Genomic DNA, 3,735 nt, shown 5'->3' with positions numbered 1-3,735 from the left:
CTTCAGCGCATCGCCAACGGCTGGCCGAGCAGCCAGATCGAGGCGCTTATGCCATGGAACCACGCCGCGTGAACGGCCTCAGCTTGCCGCTTACGAATTAGCCCGACGGCTTTGTCAATCAACTAATCAACTGGCATCCCGGCGCCTTCAACTGACGCGAGGACGCTGATCGGCTGACTGCGGCCGACTTCTCTGAGAGCCCTGTTAGATTTGGGAGGTGATCAGCGTTCTACATTGGGACTATCAATCTTGCTGCTGCTTCGCATTGAAGACCAACATGCATTGCCCACCCAAGCTTGACCGCATTTAGCGGAGCACAGACCTCCAGGTTCTATGCCGCCATCATTCGTTACCTCAAGATCCCAGATATCCGCAGGCATCAAGGAGAGCGCAGCATTATGAGACCTTCGGCTGCCTATGTCGCCGTCATGGCAATCCTCGTGAGTGCGACATCTACTGCCGCGCCGACCCTGGTCGTAGCACAGGGAATTTCAGGGGACGTCATCAAGATTGGCGTCATGAACGACCAAAGCGGCCCTTATTCCGACAATTGCGGGCTCGGTTCGGTTATCGCCGCGCAGTTAGCCATAAGCGACTTTAGTAGGGCCATCAACGGTAAGAACATCGAGCTCATCGTGGCGGACGATCAGAACAAGCCGGACATCGGCGTCGGGATCGCGTCGCGCTGGCTAGACAATGAGGGGGTGGACGCAATCGTCGGATGTTCTGCATCGTCAGTCGCACTCGGTGTACAAGACGTCATGAGGAGCCGGAAGAAACCATATCTCTTGGCCGGAACGGCGGCCGCGTTCTTCACCAATGAGAGATGCTCTCCTTTGACGACGCAGTGGGCAATGGATACCTATGCGCTGGCTAAGGCGACGGTCAAATCGTTGCTGGCTCAGAGACTGGATACTTGGTTCTTTGTCACCGTTGATTACTCCTTCGGCAAAGTCTGGCAGGCCGACGCGACGAACTTTATCAAGTCCGCTGGCGGCAAGGTCGTCGGCTCCGTTCTGCATCCGCTCAATTCTTCCGATTTCGCGTCTGCTCTCCTGACGGCCCAGTCGAGCGGTGCAAAGGTCGTCGCTTTGGCCAATTCGGGGGCAGACTTCGCCAATGCCCTGAAGCAGGCTGAGGAGTTCGGGCTCACGCAGAAGCAGCAGCTAGCTCCGCTGGGATTGATGATCAATCAGACGCACAGCATCGGCCTGCAGCCGCTGCAGAATGTACGTCTGACCACCACGTTTTACTGGGATAGGACAGACGAGACGCGCGCCTTCGCGAAGCGCTACGAGGCAGCATTCGATGGCCGGATCCCGAACGAGGCGCACGCGAGCACCTACAGTGCAGTTATGCACTATCTCAAGGCGATTGCCGCGGCGCAGACGGACGAAGGCGAGGCGGTGGTGCGACAGATGAAGAACACCACGGTCAATGATTTCGAGATGAAGAATGTTAGGATCCGCGCCGACGGTCAGGTGATGCGCCCGCTCTATGCCGCGCGCATAAAGGCGTCGATCGAGTCAAAATATCCTTATGACTACTACGAGATCACGGGGACCATTCCGGCCGAGGATGCTTGGCGCCCGGCCGCGGACAGCGCCTGCAATCTCCTGAAGACGCAGTAAGTCGCACAGGCGGGCCAGCCCGATCTGTCTCGATCGGGCTACAGACAGTCAATCCGCCAACAACAATAGTTCTGCCCGACAACAGGGCGCTGGATGGACAACGTGTTCATCGAACGCCTGTGGCGCGCTAAAATACGAGGACATCTATCTCAAGGGTTATTCGGATGGCCATGAGGCCAACGCCGGAATCGCGCGATGGATCGAATTTACTATTTCCAGCGCCCTCATCAGGCGCGGGAAAACCGCGCGCCGATGACGGTCTGGCGGGCCGGTGTCAGCGGCGCCTCCGGCGACGAGGCTGTAGATATGACGCTTCTCGCAAGCGAGACGCTTGGACAACGCTGCGCGTTGCCCACATCCCCACGGCCACAACAGCAGCAAGCAAGAGTAGCGTAAGGCTATTGAGAAGAACGAACGGCAGCAGCTCCACTTAAGAAACCGGACCCAGCGGTCCTCAGTGTAGGGTCCACTTCACAGCAGCAGCAGCAATCATTCTTTCTATCGGGGATCCTGCCCGCGATCAAAGCACGGTTCATTAAGAGGAATTCCGGGCGACCATCCTGCCGCTCGTCTACTTCCTCGGCGGCTCCAACGATAAGTGGTGCCCGCCCAGTTGCGCATGTGCACCTCGCCGCGTGCCTCTCTCACCGTGTTTCCATCGTCACACTGCGCGCTGACAGCGTGACCAGACACATGAGTGCCGCCAATATCGCAAATGCGATCGGCAATCCAGCGAGCTTGGCGAGAAAGCCCACGCCCGCCGGTCCAACGAGGATTCCGGCATAACCAACTGCGGTGATCGCTGCAATCGCGAGGCCGCGAGGCATTACCTTCTGCGCGCCGGCCCGCCGGAACAGGATCGGGACGAGGTTCGATGCACCCAAACCAATAAGCAGGAAGCCTGCTATGGCGAAGGTTGCACTTGTCGCGCAAAGCAGAAGTGCGAAGCCCGCGACCGCCAATAAACTGCCTAACACCAGTGTTGTGCGGTCACCGAGGCGCGCCACAACGGAATCTCCACCGAGGCGCCCGGCAGTCATGGCGATCGAGAACAGCATGAAGCCGAGCCCGCCCTGCGCTTTCGGGACAAGGCCACGTTCCACGAGCAGCAAGGCACTCCAATCAAGCATCGCCCCCTCAATGAGAAACATGATCCCCGCTAGCGCCGCGAGCAGCAGCACGATGGCACGCGGCACCACGAATAGCGCCCCATGCTGTGCCTGAGCGCTTCGGGGCAATCGCGGCCAGATCAGCATCATGGCGCAAACTACGATGATCGAGCAGATCAAGGTTGACGAAAACGCCTCGATATCCAGCCAGAGCAATGTGGTCATCGCGGCGGAACCAACAAATTCGCCTATGCTGAATTGCGCGTGAAAGCCCGACATCAGCGGACGCTTCGCAGCACGTTCCGCCTCTACCGCATAGATATTCGCTGATACACTGATCGAGCCGAGCGAGGCGCCGAAGCCGACCAGCGCAGCTCCTAGCGCAGCGGGTGTACTGAAAACGGCGAGCCACGGCAGGAGGAGCGCAACTCCGAATCCGCCGGCTAAGATGATTGGTTTGCTGCCGCAACGCGCACTCAATAATCCGGTCAATAGCATCGCGACAACTGAACCAATCCCCAGAAGGAGCAGCAGAAAGCCGAGGACGCCGTCATCGACAGCCAGCCGCTCCTTAACGAACGGCACCAACGGCGCCCAGCCCGCCATGCCAAAACCGGCGACAAAGAATGCAAGGCGCGTCGCGAGCCGAGTGGCTCTCCAAGAGGCGGACATCATTCGAAACTCCGGACGAAATGGCGGGCGACACCTACGCAACAGATAAACAGGCCGCTCGTTGCGAGTTGAAACATCTGTGCGCCTCCAGGTCGTGAGACAATTGACGACTTTCCTCAACCTCCTTTGATCGTACAATCTAACGCCCCGTTCGTTTCAAGCCATGGGCGTGCCGTCAGATGGCTCGATGGTTGGTACCGGCCTCGTAACCCATGCCCCGCACATCGTCTGCGTGATAACAGCTACCATCCGCGGGTAAGACGATATGGTGAGTATTGCGCGTTAATCCCCAGCACGTCATTCGTTTTGGTTTACCGAGGGAG

2 protein-coding genes and 1 pseudogene are annotated in these 3,735 nt (G+C 58.6%); 2 read left to right on the top strand and 1 reads right to left on the bottom strand.

Going from position 1 to position 3,735, the window contains the following annotated elements; all coding sequences use genetic code 11:
- Positions 1 to 398 precede the first annotated feature (398 nt).
- The gene (locus K359_RS0147225) at positions 399 to 1,631 is read left to right on the top strand and encodes an ABC transporter substrate-binding protein (RefSeq protein WP_029085174.1); all 1,233 of its coding nucleotides are present in this window, start codon (positions 399 to 401) and stop codon (positions 1,629 to 1,631) included.
- An 84-nt stretch (positions 1,632 to 1,715) separates the two neighbouring features.
- Positions 1,716 to 1,883 (top strand): annotated as a pseudogene (locus tag K359_RS66640) (integrase core domain-containing protein); the annotation flags it as partial.
- A gap of 392 nt (positions 1,884 to 2,275) precedes the next feature.
- Here K359_RS66640 and K359_RS0147220 read toward each other — a convergent pair.
- On the bottom strand, positions 2,276 to 3,415 hold the full coding sequence (locus tag K359_RS0147220; protein ID WP_029085173.1) for an MFS transporter: 1,140 nt from the start codon (positions 3,413 to 3,415) through the stop codon (positions 2,276 to 2,278).
- Positions 3,416 to 3,735 lie beyond the last annotated feature (320 nt).

It is taken from the genome of Bradyrhizobium sp. th-b2 (assembly GCF_000426785.1).
Classification (GTDB): Bacteria; Pseudomonadota; Alphaproteobacteria; order Rhizobiales; family Xanthobacteraceae; genus Bradyrhizobium; species Bradyrhizobium septentrionale.
The sequence above is the reverse complement of the archived record's forward strand: the minus strand, read 5'-3'. Positions and strand labels throughout refer to the sequence as shown.